The sequence below is a fragment of the Pseudomonas sp. Pseusp10 genome, from assembly GCF_059492225.1.
In genome coordinates this window covers 3,058,008-3,074,640 of the sequence record NZ_CP168528.1, presented here as the reverse complement: position 1 = coordinate 3,074,640, position 16,633 = coordinate 3,058,008, and the positions used below count along the sequence as shown (strand labels likewise).

General features: G+C 62.4%; 17 protein-coding genes. 13 read left to right on the top strand and 4 right to left on the bottom strand.

Translation table 11 applies throughout. The features are described from left to right. Position 1: 1 nt before the first annotated feature. Positions 2-373, bottom strand: a complete 372-nt coding sequence (locus ACEN8Z_RS13920) for a hypothetical protein (RefSeq protein WP_008002590.1) — start codon at positions 371-373, stop codon at positions 2-4. 30 nt (positions 374-403) lie between these two features. Then, complete coding sequence (locus tag ACEN8Z_RS13915) at positions 404-1,573, bottom strand: acyl-CoA dehydrogenase family protein (RefSeq protein ID WP_495598014.1); 1,170 nt, start codon at positions 1,571-1,573, stop codon at positions 404-406. A 335-nt stretch (positions 1,574-1,908) separates the two neighbouring features. Here ACEN8Z_RS13915 and ACEN8Z_RS13910 point away from each other — a divergent pair, with 335 nt between their 5' ends. From ACEN8Z_RS13910 to ACEN8Z_RS13875, 8 genes are all read left to right on the top strand, one after another. Further along, entirely contained in the window at positions 1,909-3,390 is a 1,482-nt protein-coding gene (locus ACEN8Z_RS13910) for a PAS domain-containing sensor histidine kinase (protein WP_495598013.1), read from the top strand. 261 nt (positions 3,391-3,651) lie between these two features. Continuing rightward, positions 3,652-4,800 (top strand): amine dehydrogenase large subunit, encoded by a 1,149-nt coding sequence (locus tag ACEN8Z_RS13905; protein WP_495598012.1) that lies wholly within the window; start codon positions 3,652-3,654, stop codon positions 4,798-4,800. 11 nt (positions 4,801-4,811) lie between these two features. After that, entirely contained in the window at positions 4,812-5,351 is a 540-nt protein-coding gene (locus ACEN8Z_RS13900) for a MauE/DoxX family redox-associated membrane protein (protein WP_495598011.1), read from the top strand. 5 nt (positions 5,352-5,356) lie between these two features. Then, positions 5,357-5,977: a methylamine dehydrogenase accessory protein MauD gene (gene mauD, locus ACEN8Z_RS13895; protein ID WP_495598010.1), complete on the top strand. Its 621-nt coding sequence runs from the start codon at positions 5,357-5,359 to the stop codon at positions 5,975-5,977. Positions 5,978-5,995: 18 nt separating this feature from the next. Continuing rightward, entirely contained in the window at positions 5,996-6,517 is a 522-nt protein-coding gene (locus tag ACEN8Z_RS13890; protein WP_495598009.1) for a methylamine dehydrogenase light chain, read from the top strand. A 231-nt stretch (positions 6,518-6,748) separates the two neighbouring features. After that, the gene (locus ACEN8Z_RS13885) at positions 6,749-7,300 is read left to right on the top strand and encodes a cytochrome C (RefSeq protein ID WP_495598008.1); all 552 of its coding nucleotides are present in this window, start codon (positions 6,749-6,751) and stop codon (positions 7,298-7,300) included. A gap of 52 nt (positions 7,301-7,352) precedes the next feature. Continuing rightward, entirely contained in the window at positions 7,353-7,565 is a 213-nt protein-coding gene (locus tag ACEN8Z_RS13880; protein WP_495598007.1) for a DUF4287 domain-containing protein, read from the top strand. Positions 7,566-7,579: 14 nt separating this feature from the next. Continuing rightward, entirely contained in the window at positions 7,580-8,251 is a 672-nt protein-coding gene (locus ACEN8Z_RS13875; protein ID WP_495598006.1) for a class I SAM-dependent methyltransferase, read from the top strand. Between the two features lie 638 nt (positions 8,252-8,889). Here the strand turns inward: ACEN8Z_RS13875 and metE are convergent. Further along, positions 8,890-11,178, bottom strand: a complete 2,289-nt coding sequence (gene metE / locus ACEN8Z_RS13870; protein ID WP_495598005.1) for a 5-methyltetrahydropteroyltriglutamate--homocysteine S-methyltransferase — start codon at positions 11,176-11,178, stop codon at positions 8,890-8,892. Positions 11,179-11,590: 412 nt separating this feature from the next. On the opposite strand from metE, the gene ACEN8Z_RS13865 reads away from it, so the two are divergent. The 5 genes from ACEN8Z_RS13865 to ACEN8Z_RS13845 all read left to right on the top strand — a co-directional run bounded on the left by ACEN8Z_RS13865 (position 11,591) and on the right by ACEN8Z_RS13845 (position 15,736). Continuing rightward, positions 11,591-12,574 carry a FecCD family ABC transporter permease gene (locus ACEN8Z_RS13865; protein ID WP_495598128.1) on the top strand — a complete coding sequence of 328 codons (984 nt, stop codon included), beginning with the start codon at positions 11,591-11,593 and terminating at the stop codon, positions 12,572-12,574. After that, entirely contained in the window at positions 12,574-13,341 is a 768-nt protein-coding gene (locus tag ACEN8Z_RS13860; RefSeq protein ID WP_495598004.1) for a heme ABC transporter ATP-binding protein, read from the top strand. The genes ACEN8Z_RS13865 and ACEN8Z_RS13860 overlap by 1 nt, the downstream gene beginning before the upstream one ends. 51 nt (positions 13,342-13,392) lie before the next feature. Beyond that, positions 13,393-14,280 (top strand): ChaN family lipoprotein, encoded by an 888-nt coding sequence (locus ACEN8Z_RS13855; RefSeq protein ID WP_495598003.1) that lies wholly within the window; start codon positions 13,393-13,395, stop codon positions 14,278-14,280. A gap of 339 nt (positions 14,281-14,619) precedes the next feature. Beyond that, complete coding sequence (locus ACEN8Z_RS13850) at positions 14,620-15,225, top strand: SCO family protein (protein ID WP_008002620.1); 606 nt, start codon at positions 14,620-14,622, stop codon at positions 15,223-15,225. Position 15,226: 1 nt separating this feature from the next. Beyond that, positions 15,227-15,736 (top strand): copper chaperone PCu(A)C, encoded by a 510-nt coding sequence (locus tag ACEN8Z_RS13845; RefSeq protein WP_495598002.1) that lies wholly within the window; start codon positions 15,227-15,229, stop codon positions 15,734-15,736. A 399-nt stretch (positions 15,737-16,135) separates the two neighbouring features. Here the strand turns inward: ACEN8Z_RS13845 and ACEN8Z_RS13840 are convergent, their stop codons facing one another. Continuing rightward, positions 16,136-16,552: an organic hydroperoxide resistance protein gene (locus ACEN8Z_RS13840; protein WP_007991821.1), complete on the bottom strand. Its 417-nt coding sequence runs from the start codon at positions 16,550-16,552 to the stop codon at positions 16,136-16,138. Between the last annotated feature and the right edge of the window lie 81 nt (positions 16,553-16,633).

The following is a 16,633-nucleotide window of genomic DNA, read 5'->3' as shown; positions in this document are numbered from 1 at the left end:
CTTACACCCTGGCCGCGTCAGGGATGGTCAGCGGGCGACCGATGCGCGCTTCGACCCTGGCGTAGCGCCACAGGCTGTACTCGCCGACCGGCGTGGTGCGGAACAGGTTGCAGGCGTCGATCACCGACTGGTGGCAGTCGACGTCGGCCATGATGTACACGGTCCAGGGCGAGGTGGTGGACGGGCCGACCATCAAACGGTCGTCGTCCATGGCACCGAGCACAGTGATGCCGGGCATGGCGCCGAGGGAGCCCATCATCTGGCTGAAGCCCTTCCACACACTCAGGCCTTCGCCGGTGGGCAGGTCGAAAAAGTTCTGGGTGATGCCGATGCAGAAGACGACGCGCAACGGTTCCTGGGTAGCTTGGGACATGGTGTTGATCCTTGAAAGAGTAATGAAAAATCAGATGTAGCCCGGGAACGGCGGCACGCCGAGGAACACCGAGCCGGCGCCGTCGTACAGCCCTTCGCTGAGGAAGGCGTGCTGGGTCACCACCATCGAGTCGCGCAGATAGCGTTGCAGCGGATGACGCAGGTAAATGGCGGTGGTCCCGGCCAGGCTGTAGGCGCTCTGCACCACCTCGGCCCCCGCCTGGGAGACATGGATCGCCGACAGGCGCAGCAGGCTGGTCTGCTCCGGCGTGACCGGGTTGCCGGCCAGGATCGAGTTCCACACCTGTTCGGTGGCGTTGTAGAAGAACCCTCGCGCGGCCATCAGCTTGGCTTCGGCCTTGGCGATCTCGATGCGCACGTAAGCGCGGTCGGCCATTTTCGGTGCACCGGTAATGCCGCCGGCGCCGGCCATGCGGCTGATTTCGTCCAGCGCTGCACGGGCCAGGCCGAGGTTGACCACGGCCAGCACTTGCGCGGCGTAGGCGATCGACGGGTAGCGGAACAGCGGTTCGTCGATGGTTGCGGCACCGCCACGGATGAAGGTCCAGCGGTCCTCGACGAATTTGTCGGTGACGCGCAGGTCATGGCTGCCGGTGCCCTTGAGGCCGACAACGTCCCAGTTCTCGACGATCTCGACCTGGCTGGCCGGGAACACCGCCGTGCGCGGCTTGCCGCCCGCCGCACTGGCACCGATGCCGACACCCAGCAGGTCTGCGCCTTTGCTGCCGCTGGCGAACTTCCAGGTGCCGTTGACCTGCCAGCCGCCTTCCACCGCTTCGGCTGGCTGCAGCGGGAACAACCCGCCGGCGAACACCAGGTCAGGGCTTTCGGCGTAGATTTCAGCCAGGGTTTCCGGCGGCAAGGCCGCCAGATAGACACCGGCGCTGCCGAAGCTGGCGACCCAGCCCGCCGAGCCGTCGGCTTCGGAGATGCGTTCGATCATGTGCAGGAACAGCGCCGGCGCCAGGGCGTCGCCGCCGAAGCATTTCGGCGTGGCGGCGCGATAGATGCCCACCTGCTTGAAGCGCTCGATCATGTCCCGAGGCACGTGGGAGCCGGCGTCGAATTCTTCGCGGCGTTGGCGAACCTCATCCAGCACCTGCTCAAATAGCTGACTCTCGACCATTGGCACGACCGGGCCGGACACAGGGTCTTGTTGCGCGACAGCTGAACGCAGCATGGGCTAGTTCTCCGCTTTGATTATTGTTAGTGAGGCTGAACCGGTACCTGTAGGAGCGAGCCTGCTCGCGAAAAACGTCCGGACAACGCGGTCATTCAGACGGGACGCGTTATCGTTGACGTCCATCGCGAGCAGGCTCGCTCCTACAAGGGGCGGGTCGTTGCCTTTGCATTGGGGTCCAGTGTAAAAACCGCACCCGGCCGCAACTATTGGGGCGTGCAGCCTCCTCGCTAAAGAAAACCCCTAGATCCACGCCGGTTACCTCTGAGCGCATCGCGCTGTGCGAGCAGGTATAAAACGCCATACTGCAAATCTCTGCCGCCAGGGGCCGTGCGATGTACCTGCCAAAACCGAACGACTTTTTTGCCCTGATCGAAGCCATGCCGCTGTGCATCATTCTTCATGACGCGCACACCAAGGAGATTCTCTGGGCCAACGCCGCTGCCCTGGCGGCGCTGGGCTTTACCCTGGAGGAACTGACGCCGCTCAAGGCCCCGGACATGACCCGCGATGCGCCGAAGTACCGACGTTCGGTAGGCTTGCGCTGGCTCGAAGGCGCCGCGCGCACCGGGCAGCGCGCCATTGAGTGGTGCTATCGCTCCAAGCAAGGGGTGGAGATTCTTTCCGAGGCGGTGGCGACCCTGGTGCACCTGGACGGTCGCGATGTGCTGATGGTGCAGTTCCGCGACATCTCCAAAGAGGACAAGGTCAAGCGCGACCTCAAGCGTTTCGAAAGCCGGCTCAAGGCCTTTATGCAGGATCTGGCCGAAGGCGTGGCGGTGCTCGGCCCCGAGGGCGACATCCGCTTTATCAGCGACTCCGGCGCGCACCTGCTCAACAGCGAAGTGCACAAGCTGATGGGCAAGAACTTCCTGGCCTGGTGCGACGACGCATCCGGCCAGCGCCTGCTGCAACAACTTGCCCATGAAACGCCGGAGCACGCGCCGTTCAACGTGCATTACAAGGTGCAGCGCCGGGATGGCGAGTGGCGTTGGCATGACGCAACCTGCCGCTACATCGAAATTGAAGATGATCTGGTCGGCCATCTGCTGCTGTTCCGCGATGTCACCGAGCAGGTCCAGGCCGAGGAAGCGCGGCGGGTCAGCGAGCAGAAGCTCGAGTACCTGGCGCGCTACAACGCCATGGGCGAAATGGCCGTGGCCATCGCCCACGAACTGAGCCAACCCTTGGCCGCCACCCGCAACTTCATTGAAGGCACGATGATTCGCCTGGGCAACGCCGGCGAAACCGATCAAGACGTTGCCTGGGGTTTGCAAAACGCGGTGCGGCAAATCGAGCATGCCTCGGTGATCATCAAGAGCGTGCGCGACTACGTGGTCAAGCTGGAGCAATCGCAAGAGCGGGTCGACCTTAATGAGCTGCTGCGCGAAACCCGCTACTTCATCAGCCTGCGCGCCGACCCGAGCCTGGTGCGCGTGGAAATCATCGCCTCGCCCGAACCGCTGATGGTGAGTTGCGAGAAGGTGCTGATCGGCCAGGTGATCCTCAACCTGGCCTTCAACGCCATCGAAGAAATGGCCGACCTGCCCGCCGAACGGCGCGTGTTGCGTATCCATGCCAGCCGCGACAACGAGGTGGCGCTGGTGCGCATCGAAGACTGCGGCCGTGGCATTCAGGCCCAGGCGCAAGAGAAGCTGTTCGACGGATTTTTCTCCTCCAAGGTCAGCGGCAACGGCATTGGCCTGGCGCTGTGCAAGAACATCATCGGCCGCCACCGGGGCGATATCTGGGCGCAAAACCTGGCGCCGTGCGGCGCGGTGTTCAGCTTTTCCCTTCCTCTCGTCATTCCCGCCTGAAATACACCACTACTGTGGCCTGACAGACACAAACCCTGTGGCCTTACACAATCCCTGTGGCGAGGGGGCTTGCCCCTCGCCACAATGATTTCACTGGCAATTTCAGCGCGCATGAAGAGGGTTTCACGACACTGGCACAGACACACAAACACTTGGCAGGCAGGGCAATTCTCCTGATCGCGGGGCACGGCAGAATCAAAGGGTAAAAATCTGCCAAAGCACCCGCGATCCGCGTTACCAACAATTCAGGAAGTTCCCCTTATGCGAACAAACAGGATCTCCGTACAGTCAGCGCTTGGCCTGAGCCTGCTTGTACTCGGTTTGAACAGTGCCCGCGCGGACCTGCCCGCCGGTACGATTGGCCAGACCGTTCTGGCGTTTCCACCCGAAGCTCACCGCGCGTTTGTCATCGACGTCGAGTTCGACAGTTTCGTCGCTGGCCGCGTGACCGTGGTCGACCCGGACCAGAAGCGCATCCTCGGCATGGTGCCGACCGGTTTTGCCGCGCCGTCGACCCTCAGCCATGACAAGAAGACCCTCTACAGTGCGGACATCTGGTATTCGCGCGGCACCCGCGGTACCCGTACCGATGTGCTGACCGCGTGGGACAGCTCGACCCTGTCGCCGGCCTGGGAAGTGCTGATCCCGAACAAGCGCGCCGAATCGCTGACCCAGCGTTACTCGCTCAAGCCGAGTGGCGACGACAAGTTCGTCTATGTCTACAACTTCACGCCGTCGACCTCGGTCACTGTGGTCGATACCCAGGCCAAGGCCGTTGCCACCGAAATCGCCATTCCCGGTTGCGTGCTCAACTACCCGATCGGCAACCGCCGCTTCGCCTCGCTGTGCGGCGACGGCAGCCTGCAAGTGGTGACTCTCAACGATCAGGGCCAGGAAACCGCGCGCAGCCGCACGCCGTTCTTTGATCCGAACGCGGAAAAACTGGTAGAGCGCGCGGTCAACGTCGGCGACACCTACTACTTCACCACCACGACCGGCACCGTGCGTCCGGTGGATTTCGCAGGTAGCGCGCCGAAGATCCTGCCGTCCTGGTCGCTGGTTACCGACGAAGACAAGAAGGCCGGTTGGGCACCGGGTGGCTGGCAGTTGATGGCCGTGGCGCCGAAGCTGGACCGCCTGTATGTGCTGATGCACGACGCCCACGAAGCCATGAAGTGGGAAGACCCGAGCCCGTTGATCTGGGCGTTCGACCTCAAGACCCACAAGAAAGTAGCGACCCTGGAAGCCCCGGTTCCGGTGTGGAGCATGCAGGCCACCGGTGACGACAAGCCGCTGTTGCTCGGTGCCGATGTGGAAGGCGGTTTGCAGATTTTCGATCTGAAGACCAACAAGCTTACCGGCAGCATGCCGAAAGTCGCGAAGACCGCGACTCAGGTCCTGAGCTACTAAGAGGTTCGGCCATGCACACAGATCCGATCTTCATCATTGCCAGCGCCATCGCCATCGCGGTGTTGCTGGCCAGCGCCGCGACCCACAAGTTGCGCGCGCCGACCCGCTTCGCCCGGCAACTGGCGGACTACCAACTGCTGCCCCAGGCGCTGGTGCGCCCGACGGCACGGCTGGTGCCGCTGCTGGAACTGGCCATCGCCTTTGCCCTGCTGGTGCCGGTCAGCCGTGGTTACGCCGCAATAAGCGCGGCGAGCCTGTTGGCGCTGTACGCCGCCGCCATCGGCATCAACCTGTGGCGCGGTCGCGCGGACATCGACTGCGGTTGCGCCGGTCCCGACCAGGCACAACCGCTGCGCCCGGTCCTTCTGGCGCGCAACAGCGCACTGGTGCTGCTTGCGCTGGTGGCCAGCGTGGCGCCGGTCGCCCGCGACCTCAACCTGTTCGATGGCTTCGTGACCCTGGCCGCCGCCGCGGTCGCATTGCTCATCTACGCCGCGGCCGATGGCTTGCTGGCGAATTCCCCTCTTCTGCTCAAATTGATTGGTAGGTAATCGAAATGGAAGGCTTGATTGTTTCCAACGTTCTGCTCTGGGTGCTGCTGGTGACCGTGGCGTTTGTCGTCATGGGCCTGGTGCGGCAGATTGGCGTGCTGCACGGGCGTCTGGCCCCGGCCGGCGCGCTGATGGTCGACAAAGGCGTGGCGGTCAATGAGCCCGCACCACAGATCACTGCCAGCGATCGTCACGGTCGCCCGGTGAACTTCGGTTATGCCGGTGAAAAATCGCAATTGCTGTTCTTCCTCTCGCCGACCTGCCCGATCTGCAAGTCATTGCTGCCGGCGATCAAATCCATCGCCAGGGAGCAAGCCGGCAGTCTGGACGTGGTGTTCGTCAGCGATGGCGACATGGACGCCCAGCAAGCGCTGATCCGTGAACACAAACTCGAAGACGCCACCTACGTGGTCGGCCCGGAAGTGGGCATGACCTACCAGATCGGCAAGCTGCCGTACGCCGCGCTGATCGACAAGGCCGGAACCCTGCGCGCCAAGGGCCTGGTCAACTCCCGCGAGCACCTGGACAGCCTGTTCGAAGTCGAGCACCTCAAGCACGCCACGTTGCAGCAGTACCTCAATGCCCAACCCCACACCCACGACCACAGCCACGGCCATAGCCACTGATTAGGCAGGGAGACCTTTATGAAACTGCTGGATCTGTTGTTCGAGCGCTCTACCCGCCGTGTGGCCGACACCACCTCGCGCCGCAAATTGCTGTCGCGCATGGGCTCGCTGATGGTGGCCGGTGCCGCCCTGCCCTTGCTGCTGCCGCTGGACCGTACCGGCAAGGCCCTGGCCGCGGAGCCGGCGCAGGCTGGCGACCCGGGTGATCCGAACAGCTGCGACTACTGGCGCTACTGCTCCATCGACGGTTTTCTGTGCAGCTGCTGCGGCGGATCGGTGACCTCCTGCCCGCCAGGCACCGAAGCCTCGCAAGTGACCTGGATCGGCACCTGCCGCAACCCGGCCGATGGCAAGGACTACATCATTTCGTACAACGACTGCTGCGGTAAGCAAAGCTGCGCCCAGTGCGCCTGTACCCGTAACGACAGTGAAGAACCGGCTTACCGCCCGTTCAACAACAACGATGTGAACTGGTGCCTGGCCGCCAAATCGCACATCTACCACTGCACTGTTTCGGTGATCCGCGGCGTCGCCGTCTAAACGCGCACTTTGCGCCGGCTGCTCGCGCAATCGGCGTTTTTTTCCTGTGGCTGCTTTTGTTTTTTTACTGCTTTGTGTGTGTGTGTGTGTACCTGTGGGAGCGAGCTTGCTCGCGAAGAACGTCAACGATAACGCGGGCTATCTGGTTCAACGCGTCGCCCTTGAGTTCTTCGCGAGCGAGCTCGCTCCTACATAGGGGTACCAAACCGGTCATCAGCGGAGGTTTGTTTTATGCGTAGGTTGATATTGCTCGGAGTCGTCTGCGCCCTGAGCGCCCCGCTCGCGTTCGCCCGGGCTATTCCCGACCCGGCGCAGAGCCATGCGCCGGGCAACGAAGAGGTTCAAAAACCGATTGCCCAGGCCGGATACGGCGTGGGAGTCAACTATCAGCTGCAATGCGCCGGTTGCCACCTGGGCGACGGCACGGGTTCCGCCGCCAACGACACGCCACGGATGAAAGGCTTTGTCGGCAACTTCCTGAAGGTACCGGGCGGCCGCGAATTCCTCGTGCGGGTGCCGGGCATGTCGCAGTCGGCGCTGAACAACGCGCAACTGGCGGACTTGCTCAACTGGCTGATGCGTAAAGACGGCATGGCGGGCGAAAGCCTGCCGGCCGACTATCAGCCTTACACCGCCGAAGAAGTCACGGCGCTGCGTGCCCAGACCATGCTCAACCTGCCCGGCACCCGCAGCGAGTTGATCAAGGCCATGCGCGCCCAGGGCATCGCGATCGATGACGGGATGACCGCTGGAACGATGGACTCGCCGACGGCGAATCAGTAACGTAACCGGTGCTGCTTTCGAACCCCACCAAAGCGAAAAGGGAGTTTGCATCGTGACCGAAGAGACAAAACCCAAAGGACCGGCTTCGTACTTCCCGTCAATCGAGAAGACGTATGGGCAGCCGATCAGCCATTGGCTGGACCTGCTTAAAACCCTCAGCGACAAGAAACACATGGAAATGGTGGCCTGGCTCAAAACCGAACATGGCATGGGGCATGGCCACGCCAACGCGTTGGTTGCCTATCATTTGGCAACTGCCACCTAGCGCCGGACAACGCCATGCCCGCCCCCGAATCCACCCTCCTCGACAGCTGGCACCACAATGCCCCGGCCTGGATCGACGCCATCCGCACGGGCGCCATCGAAAGCCGTCTGAAGGTCACCGACCAGGCCATCCTGCTGGCGGTGCTGGGGCGCCAGCCCGAACGCGTACTCGATCTGGGATGCGGCGAAGGCTGGCTATTGCGTGCGCTGGCGGAACGGGGCATTGACGCGGTAGGTGTGGATGGCGACGCGACGCTGGTCGAGGCGGCGCGCGCGGCAGGTTCGTCGCCGGTGCATGTGGCGAGCTATGAAGCATTGGTAGAAGCGAAAGTCGACATCGGCCGAGACTACAACCTGATCTGCGCCAATTTTGCCCTGCTGCATCAGGACATCATCCCTCTGCTCGCCGCCATGAACGCCCTGCTCACCCCTGGCGGCACGCTGGTGATCCAGACGCTGCATCCGTGGACGGCTGCGGCAGGTGACTATCAGGATGGTTGGCGGGAAGAGACCTTCGCCGGGTTCAAGGGGCAGTGGCAGCCCATGCCGTGGTATTTCCGAACCTTGTCCAGTTGGTTCAATGCGCTGGACATGGCCGGTTTTGCACTGGCCGGCCTGCAGGAGCCGCAGCACCCGCAAAGCCCTGTGCCACAGTCGTTACTGTTGGTGGCCGAACCGCGGCGCTAACACGATAGTGATCTGGCAGTCACGTTGTTGGTGACCGTGATGCCGTCATCGCGAGCAAGCTCGCTCCCACAGGTGACGGTGGCGCACGCCAATGCTTGCCACACCATAAAACACAGGTAGGAGCGAGCCTGCTCGCGATAGCGGTCTGGCGGTCACTTGGTTGGTGGCTGTGATGCCGTCATCGCGAGCAAGCTCGCTCCTACAGGTGTTGGTGGCGCACAGCAATGCTTGCCACGGCGCAAAACAAAGGTAGGAGCGAGCTTGCTCGCGATAGCGGCCTGGCAGTCGCTTGGTTGGTGGCTGTGATGCCGTCATCGCGAGCAAGCTCGCTCCCACAGGTGTTGGTGGCGCACGCCAATACTTGCCACACCATAAAACAAAGGTAGGAGCGAGCCTGCTCGCGATAGCGGTCTGGCGGTCACTTTGTTGGTGGCTGTGATGCCGTCATCGCGAGCAAGCTCGCTCCCACAGGTGTTGGTGGCGCACGCCAATGCTTGTCACACCATAAAACAGAGGTGGGAGCGAGCTTGCTCGCGATAGCGGTCTGGCGGTCTGGCGGTCACTTTGTTGGTGGCTGACGTGCCGTCATCGCGAGCAAGCTCGCTCCCACAAGTTTCAATGGCGCACTCAGTAAAGCGTCAGGCCCATTCTTTACGCAGTTGACGCGCAGCGTTGACCATGTGCACCAGCGCCGCTTCGGTTTCTGGCCAGCCGCGGGTCTTCAGGCCGCAGTCCGGGTTGACCCACAGGCGGTCGGCGGGGATGCGCTTGGCCGCTTTGCGCAGCAGGTTGGCCATTTCCGAGGAGTCCGGCACCCGTGGCGAGTGGATGTCGTACACGCCAGGGCCGATTTCGTTCGGGTAGGCGAAGGCTTCGAACGCGTCCAGCAGTTCCATGTCCGAGCGCGAGGTTTCGATGGTGATCACGTCGGCATCCATGGCGGCAATGGACTCGATTACGTCGTTGAACTCGCTGTAGCACATGTGGGTGTGGATCTGGGTTTCGTCGCGCACACCGGACGCGCACAGGCGGAACACTTCGGTCGCCCAGTCCAGGTAGTGCTGCCACTGCGCCTGGCGCAACGGCAAGCCTTCGCGGAACGCGGCTTCGTCGATCTGCACGATCTGGATGCCGGCGGCTTCCAGGTCCACGACCTCATCGCGAATCGCCAGGGCCAGTTGACGAGCCTGCACTTCGCGGCTGACGTCTTCGCGCGGGAACGACCACATCAGCATGGTCACGGGCCCGGTCAGCATGCCCTTCATCACTTTGTCGGTGAGGCCTTGGGCGTAGCTGATCCACTCGACGGTCATGGCTTTCGGGCGGCTCAGGTCGCCGAAGATCACCGCTGGTTTCACGCAGCGCGAACCGTAGCTCTGGACCCAGCCGAAACGGGTGAACACATAGCCGTCGAGTTGCTCGGCGAAGTACTCGACCATGTCGTTACGCTCGGCTTCACCGTGCACCAACACGTCCAGGCCCAGGTGTTCCTGTACTTGCACGGCGTGACGAATCTCGCTGTGCATCGCCTCGGTGTATTCGGCTTCGGTCAGCTTGCCTTGTTTGAACGACTGGCGCGCCAGGCGAATCGACGCGGTTTGCGGGAACGAACCGATGGTGGTGGTCGGGAACAGTGGCAGGTTCAGGCCTGCGCGCTGCTTGGCGATACGCTGGGCAAACAGCGACTGACGCTGGCTGTCCTGGGCGGTGATCGCCGCAACCCGTGCCTGCACGGCTGGCTTGTGAATGCGAGGCGAAGCAGCACGGCTAGCCTGCACGGCGCGGCTTTGAGTCAGCGCTGCAAGCACCTTCGGCGCTTCCGGCTCGTTGACCGCCCGGGCCAGCACCGCGACTTCTTCACACTTCTGCACGGCAAACGCCAGCCAGCTTTTCAGTTCGGCATCGAGCTTGTCTTCACGACCCAGGTCGACCGGGCTGTGCAGCAGCGAGCAGGATGGCGCGACCCACAGGCGATCACCCAGACGCTCGTGAGCGTGTTGCAGGGTGGCCAGGGCATTTTCCAGGTCGCAGCGCCAGACGTTACGGCCGTTGACTATGCCCAGCGACAGAACCTTGTAGGCCGGCAGGCGATCGAGGATGGTCGGGAACTGCTCAGGCGCACGCACCAGATCGATGTGCAAACCGTCCACCGGCAGATTGGCGGCCAGGCCCAGGTTCTCTTCCAGACCGCCGAAGTAAGTGGCGACCAGCTTCTTCAGCGGATCGCGCTGAATCAGGTTGTAGGCGCGTTCGAAGGCATTTTTCCATTCTTGCGGCAGATCGAGCACCAGGATCGGCTCGTCGATTTGCACCCACTCAACGCCTTGTGCGGCGAGACGCTGGAAGATCTGGCCGTACAGCGGCAGCAGGCGCTCGAGCAGTTCGAGCTTGTCGAACCCGGCGCCCTTGGCCTTGCCCAGCCACAGGTACGTCAGCGGGCCGATGATGACGGGCTTGACGTTGTGACCCAACGCGCGGGCTTCTTCGACTTCTTCGAACAGTTGATCCCAGCCGAGCTGGAACTGCTGGTCGGCACTGAACTCAGGGACGAGGTAGTGATAGTTGGTGTCGAACCACTTGGTCATTTCCTGGGCGTGCGCGCCGCCGCAGCAGCTGTCGCTGACACCGCGAGCCATGCCGAACAGGGTTTGCAGGCTGGCCTTGCCATCGTGCGGGCGGAAACGCTCCGGGATCACACCGAACATCAACGAGTGGGTCAGGACCTGGTCGTACCAGGCAAAGTCGCCGACCGGCAACAGTTCGATTCCGGCCTTTTTCTGCAAGTCCCAGTGGGTCTTGCGCAGGTCACGGCCAACGGCACGCAGACCGGCTTCGTCCAGCTCGCCCTTCCAGAACGCCTCTTGGGCCTTTTTCAGTTCGCGGTCGCGGCCGATGCGCGGAAATCCAAGGGAATGGGCAACAGCCATGTCAAATAACTCCAATGCGTTTGATGGGAGCCATTGTCGACAGTTACCCACGAGTGAGACAAACTCATTTTATTATTGATGATCACAAGTTCTTCTCATGATCGAAGGCGCTGCGCAACCGGCGCTGGATGGTCACCTGGCTCAACGCCCTCGCCCCCGAAGTTCAACCTGCACCTGAAAAAACCACTGGCGTGTGCGTAAGCCGGGCGTCGATGGCATCATCACTCGCTAAGAAGGTTTCGATGCCCGCCCCCCCTCTGATCGGCCAAGGAATAGTCCCGATGCGTATCAAAACACTGCTGGTCTGTGCCATGGCGTTCTACCCGGACGCCACAGCGCAGACCGCCGGGATCAACCCATGACGGCCATTTTTCGGCCGCGTCCGACCTTGATCTTTTTGCTGCTGTTGCTGGTGCTGGTGTTCTGGCTGTCCCTGGCCCTCGGGCCGGTCAGCCTGCCGCTGGGCAATACCTTGCAGGCCGGGATGCGTCTGCTGGGGTTGCCGCTGGACGGTGGTGACACGCAACAGGCGGAGCTGATCCTGGGGCAGATTCGCCTGCCGCGCAGTCTGCTCGGCATCGCCGTGGGTTCGGTACTGGCGTTGTCCGGCGTGGCGATGCAGGGGTTGTTCCGCAACCCCTTGGCCGATCCGGGTCTGGTTGGCGTCTCGGGTGGTGCTGCGCTCGGTGCCGCCCTTGCCATCGTCGGCGGCAGCCTGCTCGGTGGCTTGCCGCCGGCGATCGAACCTTATCTGCTGTCGGTCAGCGCCTTCGCCGGTGGCTTGATCGTGACGGCAGTGGTGTATCGCTTCGGTCGCCGCGACGGGCAAACCGACGTTGCCACCATGCTGTTGGCGGGTGTGGCGATGACGGCCATGGCCGGTGCCGGGGTCGGGCTGTTCACCTACCTGGCCGATGATGCGACCTTGCGCACCCTGACGTTCTGGAACCTGGGCAGCCTCAACGGTGCCAGCTACCCGCGCCTGTGGCCGTTGCTGATCGTCACCCTGGGTGTGGCGCTGTGGTTGCCACGTCGCGCGGCGGCACTCAATGCCATGCTGCTGGGCGAATCGGAGGCCCGTCACCTGGGCTTCGACATCGAGCGCATCAAACTTGAACTGGTGTTGTGCACGGCGCTCGGCGTCGGCGCGGCCGTCGCGGCGGCCGGCCTGATCGGCTTTATCGGCCTGGTGGTGCCGCATCTGATGCGCCTGCTGGTCGGCCCGGATCACCGGGTGTTGCTGCCTGCTTCGTTACTGGCCGGTGCCAGCCTGTTGTTGCTGGCGGATCTGGTGGCGCGCTTGTTGTTGGCGCCGGCCGAATTGCCGATCGGCATCGTGACCGCACTGATCGGCGCACCGTTCTTTCTTTATCTGCTGGTGCGAGGGCGTTCCTGATGCTGCGGGCAAACAACTTGCTGGTACGTCGTGGCAACCGCACGGTACTGGCGAACATCGATATCGAGTTGCACCCGGGTGAAGTGCTCGGCGTGCTGGGACCGAACGGCGCCGGCAAAAGCACCCTGCTCGCCGCCTTGTGCGGCGAACTGCCAGCCAGCGAAGGCACGGTCAGCCTCGATGAGCGTCCACTCGCCGACTGGCCGGGCCAGGAGCGAGCCAGGCGCCTGGCTGTGCTGCCGCAGAGCTCGAGCCTGAACTTTGCGTTCTCGGTCAATGAAGTCGTGGGCATGGGGCGCCTGCCTCACGCCAGCGGCCGCGTGCGCGATGCCGAAATCGTCGCCGAGGCGCTTTCAGCGGCCGATGCGCTTCATCTTGCCGGACGCAGTTATCTGGCGCTGTCCGGCGGCGAACGCCAGCGCGTGCATCTGGCGCGGGTGCTCGCTCAACTCTGGCCGGGTGCCGAAGGGCAAACCCTGCTGCTCGACGAACCGACATCAATGCTCGATCCGCTGCACCAGCACACGATTTTGCAAGCCGTGCGCGACTTCGCCGAGCACGGTGCAGCGGTGCTGGTGATTCTGCATGACCTCAATCTGGCTGCACGTTACTGCGATCAACTACTGTTGTTGCAACAAGGCCTGCCCCACGCCTACGGCCCACCGCCAGAGGTGCTGACCGTCGAGGCGCTGGCGGCGGTGTATGGCCTGGAGGTGCTGATTCACCAGCACCCGGAACGCGGCCACCCGTTGATCATCGCGCGCTGATACGCCCCCTCTTCTGTCATCGAGGGGGTACCTATCCAGAAAGGAAAACCGATGCGCTTTCTGTTGCTCTGTGCGTTCAGCCTGTTGGCTGCCTGCCAAACCACTCATCAGGTCACACCGACTCCGGCGCCCATCGCCCCGCAAGGCCGTGATCACACCGACCTCGGGGTCATCCGCGAACTGGCTACCGGTCGCACGCTGACACCGCAGGAACTGGTCGAACGCCTGGCCGTTGCGCCGCGCGTTCTGGTCGGTGAACAGCACGACAACCCGGACCACCACGCCCTGCAGTTGTGGTTGCTGCGCGAGCTGGCGACGCAACGCCCGCAAGGCAGTTTGTTGATGGAAATGCTCAACCCCGATCAACAGGCCAGGGTCGATGCCGCGCAAGCCGCGACCCGCACTGGCCAGCCACCGGCCGATGTGTTCAAGGCGCTGGCCTGGCAGGCCAATTGGGACTGGAGCGTCTATGGTGCACTCGTCACTTACGCGCTGCGACAACCGTATCCGCTGCTGGCGGCGAATCTGGACCGCGCGCAGATCATGCAGGTCTACAAACAGCGCCCGGTTTTGAAAGGCGAAGCGTCCACCACTGAACAGGTGCAGGCGACCTTGCTGGAGGACATTCGCGAGTCCCATTGCGGCCTGCTGCCCGAAGCGCAGATGCCGGCAATGCTCGCCGTGCAGCAACAACGTGACCGACGCATGGCCGAACGCCTGATGGCCGCGCTGACGCCAGCGATGCTGCTGGCCGGTGCCTTTCACGTGCGCAAGGACCTGGGGGTGCCACTGCACCTGAAGGACCTGGGTGCCGGTGAAGGAAATGCGGTGCTGATCCTGGCCGAAGCGGGCAAGACCGTGACCGCCGACAGTGCGGATTACGCGTGGTACACGGCGGCGCAGCCGGAACAGGATTTTTGCGCGCAGCTGCATCGTTAAGCTTAAGCGAAACATTGTGGCGAGGGGGCTTGCCCCCGTTGGACTACGAAGTAGTCCCAAATACAGGCAATGCGGTTTGTCAGGTAAACCGCATGCATCTGATTGGCGACCGCTTCGCGGCCGAACGGGGGCAAGCTCCCTCGCCACAAAAGCCCCCTCGCCACAGGTGTCGGCTTGCCTTCAACCTCCGGCGCGACACTATGTCACGCCTCAGCACCGGTCCAATGGTCGTATCCGCCCCTCCAGCACCGACACAGTTTGTTAACATCCACCCGATTTTTTCGTCTGTACAGTCACCACGCTGTCAGTTTCAGCCTGTTCAACAGGATGCTTTTTTCCATGAGTACTTTGTATACCCGCCGAACTGTCCTGCAAGGCATGGGCCTGTTGAGCCTGGGCCTGCTCGCCGGTTGCGACGACAGCAGCAAGCTGTCGTTCAAGTACGGCAAAGACCTCAGCGACAAGATCATGGGGCGCAACTTCAAGCTCAAGGACGCTCAGGGCGAAACCAGGATGCTGGGCAGCTATCGCGGCCTGATGCCGATGGTGTTCTTCGGTTTTACCCAATGCCCGGCCGTGTGCCCGACCACCCTGGCGCGTGCCGCGCAGGCCAAGAAGCTGATGGGTCGCGATGGCGAAAGGCTGCAAGTGGTCTTCATCACCCTGGACCCTGAGCGCGACACACCCGAAATGCTCGACAAGTACGTCAAGGCATTCGACCCGAGTTTCGAAGCGCTGTATGGCACGCTGGAAGAAACCGCCGCCACCGCCAAGGAGTTCGGCGTGTTCTTTGAAAAGGTCCCGAGCGGCGATACCTATACCCTCTCCCATACCGCGACCAGTTTTGTCTTCGACTCCCGGGGCAATCTGCGCCTGGGACTGTCCACGTCCCTGACAGCCAAAGAGTGCGCAGAAGACCTGCTCACCGTGATGGAGATTTGCTGAAATGAATGCCCCGCAGGCTAAAACGCGTTTCGCACAGCATTGCAAGCAACTGGCACTGGGCTTGTCCCTGATCGGCCTGGCCTTTCAGGTATCGGCACAAACCCGGGTCGACGACGCCTGGGTCCGCGCCACCGTAGCCGGCCAGCCGTCGAGCGGTGCCTTCATGACCGTCACCGCGAGCAGCGACAGCAAACTGCTGAGCGTGCAAACACCAGTGGCAGGGCTGGTGCAGATTCATGCAATGAGCATGAAAGACGACGTGATGAAAATGCAGCAGGTGGACGCCGTGGTACTGCCGGCCGGAAAAGCGGTGAGCCTGGATCCCAATGGCTACCACATCATGCTCATGAACCTGACGGGCCAGATCAAGGAAGGCGACAAGGTGCCGCTGACCCTGACCGTCGAAGACGCCAAGGGCGAGAAAGAGTCGATTCAGGTTGAAGCCGTGGCCAAGGCGATTGGCACCATGGATCACAGCTCGATGATGCATGATCACAGCAAGATGAATTGATTTCCCCGTCAGTTAAAACACAGATCCTGTGGGAGCGAGCTTGCTCGCGAAGAGGCCGGCACATTCGACATCGATGTCGCCTGACACTCCGCCATCGCGAGCTCGCTCCCACAGTTTTGATCTTCAGTGAAAGTGAGTCCCCCCGGTCGGCCACAATACCTGTGGGAGCGAGCTTGCTCGCGAAGGGGCCGGCACATCCAACAGAGATGTTGACTGACCCACCGCCATCGCGAGCAAGCTCGCTCCCACAGGAGTTGCCCAAAAAATATCCCTTGGAAATCCACCGTCGCCGACAATTTCAACGTGCGCGGCTCGCCCTGGGTCAGGTAAATGTTGGCGGCGAGCCTTTCAGGTCTTGGCGACAACCCATGTCATTCGCCAAGACCTTTTCATGTCAACTCAAACGAGCTTGAGCACCACGTTGATGTTGTTGCGCGTGGCTTTCGAGTACGGGCAGTACTGGTGCCCGGTGTCGACGATTTTTTGCGCGGTTTCACGATCCAGCCCTGGCAGGCTGACATTGAGCCGCGCCTGCAGCAGGTAGCCGCCTTCATTGGTGCCCAGGTCGACTTCGGCGTCAACGGCCACATCCTTGGGCAACGCCACTTTCATTTCCCTGGCCGCCACTTGCATGGCGCCGATGAAACAGGCTGACCAACCGGCAGAGAACAGTTGCTCGGGGTTAGTACCGCCACCGCCCGCACCTGGCGACGACAGCTTCACGTCGAGGATCCCGTCGGAGCTGCGGGAAGCGCCGTCACGCCCGCCCGTGGTGTGGGTTTTGGCGGTGTACAACACTTTATCGATCTGGTTCATGGTGACCTCCTGATTGAGTTGTAAGAAACCGGTTTAACGCCCCGTCCTCACGGGGATGGTCAATCAATATAGACGTCACAA

Bases quoted from the DNA above. Each gene is read 5' to 3' on its own strand.
- ACEN8Z_RS13920 (WP_008002590.1), bottom strand. From the start codon at position 373: ATGTCCCAAGCTACCCAGGAACCGTTGCGCGTCGTCTTCTGCATCGGC.
- ACEN8Z_RS13915 (WP_495598014.1), bottom strand. From the start codon at position 1,573: ATGCTGCGTTCAGCTGTCGCGCAACAAGACCCTGTGTCCGGCCCGGTC.
- ACEN8Z_RS13910 (WP_495598013.1), top strand. From the start codon at position 1,909: ATGTACCTGCCAAAACCGAACGACTTTTTTGCCCTGATCGAAGCCATG.
- ACEN8Z_RS13905 (WP_495598012.1), top strand. From the start codon at position 3,652: ATGCGAACAAACAGGATCTCCGTACAGTCAGCGCTTGGCCTGAGCCTG.
- ACEN8Z_RS13900 (WP_495598011.1), top strand. From the start codon at position 4,812: ATGCACACAGATCCGATCTTCATCATTGCCAGCGCCATCGCCATCGCG.
- mauD (WP_495598010.1), top strand. From the start codon at position 5,357: ATGGAAGGCTTGATTGTTTCCAACGTTCTGCTCTGGGTGCTGCTGGTG.
- ACEN8Z_RS13890 (WP_495598009.1), top strand. From the start codon at position 5,996: ATGAAACTGCTGGATCTGTTGTTCGAGCGCTCTACCCGCCGTGTGGCC.
- ACEN8Z_RS13885 (WP_495598008.1), top strand. From the start codon at position 6,749: ATGCGTAGGTTGATATTGCTCGGAGTCGTCTGCGCCCTGAGCGCCCCG.
- ACEN8Z_RS13875 (WP_495598006.1), top strand. From the start codon at position 7,580: ATGCCCGCCCCCGAATCCACCCTCCTCGACAGCTGGCACCACAATGCC.
- metE (WP_495598005.1), bottom strand. From the start codon at position 11,178: ATGGCTGTTGCCCATTCCCTTGGATTTCCGCGCATCGGCCGCGACCGC.
- ACEN8Z_RS13860 (WP_495598004.1), top strand. From the start codon at position 12,574: ATGCTGCGGGCAAACAACTTGCTGGTACGTCGTGGCAACCGCACGGTA.
- ACEN8Z_RS13855 (WP_495598003.1), top strand. From the start codon at position 13,393: ATGCGCTTTCTGTTGCTCTGTGCGTTCAGCCTGTTGGCTGCCTGCCAA.
- ACEN8Z_RS13850 (WP_008002620.1), top strand. From the start codon at position 14,620: ATGAGTACTTTGTATACCCGCCGAACTGTCCTGCAAGGCATGGGCCTG.
- ACEN8Z_RS13845 (WP_495598002.1), top strand. From the start codon at position 15,227: ATGAATGCCCCGCAGGCTAAAACGCGTTTCGCACAGCATTGCAAGCAA.
- ACEN8Z_RS13840 (WP_007991821.1), bottom strand. From the start codon at position 16,552: ATGAACCAGATCGATAAAGTGTTGTACACCGCCAAAACCCACACCACG.